1 protein-coding gene is annotated in these 1,312 nt (G+C 34.8%); it reads left to right on the top strand.

The features are described from left to right. The first annotated feature begins 91 nt into the window (after window positions 1-91). Window positions 92-1,309 carry an EAL domain-containing protein gene (locus V7164_RS15995; protein ID WP_335348046.1) on the top strand — a complete coding sequence of 406 codons (1,218 nt, stop codon included), beginning with the start codon at window positions 92-94 and terminating at the stop codon, window positions 1,307-1,309. Window positions 1,310-1,312 lie beyond the last annotated feature (3 nt).

Raw genomic sequence — 1,312 nt, 5'->3', positions numbered from 1 at the left:
ACTAACAATCAGTGGGGGAAGATCCCCCCCACTGATTGAAGTTTCACTTTATGGAAAAGTATTTTATTAATTAATACTGGAGGGTATGAAAATGGATGCCCTGGAAATATTAACGGATTTGGATCATGTCTTTCCATATTTTCAGCCGATATTTAGTGCGGATGAACTAAGAGTTACAGGCTATGAGATATTAGGAAGATATAAGGGGGAAAATGGAATAGTAAGTTTAGGACCCATTTTTCTAGATGAAAACATACCTGAAGAATACAGGCTGGAAATCGATCATGCCGTTTTAAGAAAGGCGTTAGATAAAGCACTTTTTTTAGAGGATGATATTCTCCTTTTTATCAATAAAGATGCAGATTTATTAATGTTTGATAATGCCGAATCGTTCCTATCCATTTTGTTTGAATACCAAGAAAAGGGGATAAATCTAAATCGGATCGTGTTAGAATCGACTGAGCGTATCTACAAGGGTGAAGTAGAGCATTTAGATCATCTATTAAATTATATTCGGACTTATGGTATTAAGATTGCCATTGACAATATGGGGAATGAGAGAAGCCATTTAGATAGAATTGGGCAAATCTCGCCGAATATTTTAAAGGTTGATTTGAATGAACTGCGTTCTACTGCTTCTGCCCATATATTACATGATATTTTACTTTCTATTTCTTTATTAGCGCGAAAAATTGGGGCAACTTTGCTTTTTAAAAACATTGAAATGGTCTATCAGCTTCAATTTGCTTGGAGAAATGGGGGAAGATACTATCAGGGCTATTATTTGCAAAAGCCGTCAGAGGAGTTTGTAGACCGTGATATTCAGAAGGAGAAACTGAAGGGCAAATGGCACGAATTTATTGCTTACGAGAAGAAAAAACTCGAAGAATTGTATAATGTAACAGAGAAGTTCAATGAAAGGCTTACTCAGTTTCTGCAAACAAAAAATCGCAGAATGCTCGGATATGAGGATTTAATAAAGGAACTTTCGTTATCTTTAACTGATGTCGCTTTTCGCTTATATGTTTGTGATGAGAATGGAATTCAGACATCTGCCAATATTTTTAAAGAAGATAATAATTGGTTGCTTCAGCCAGAATACCTCCATAAAAACTGGAGCTGGCGTCCCTATTTTTTCGAAAATATTTTGAAAATGAAAAAGGAAAAACGAGGTATCTTATCTGATTTATACAGAGATATAGAAACAGGGCAAACAATCCGAACTTTTTCGTATCCGCTAAATGCGCTTGAATATATATTTATAGATCTTTCATATGATTTCCTTTATGAACATGAAGGATTACTTTAAAGG

It is taken from the genome of Bacillus sp. JJ1474 (assembly GCF_036965225.1).
Taxonomy (GTDB): Bacteria; Bacillota; Bacilli; order Bacillales; family Cytobacillaceae; genus Cytobacillus.
The sequence above is the reverse complement of the archived record's forward strand: the minus strand, read 5'-3'. Positions and strand labels throughout refer to the sequence as shown.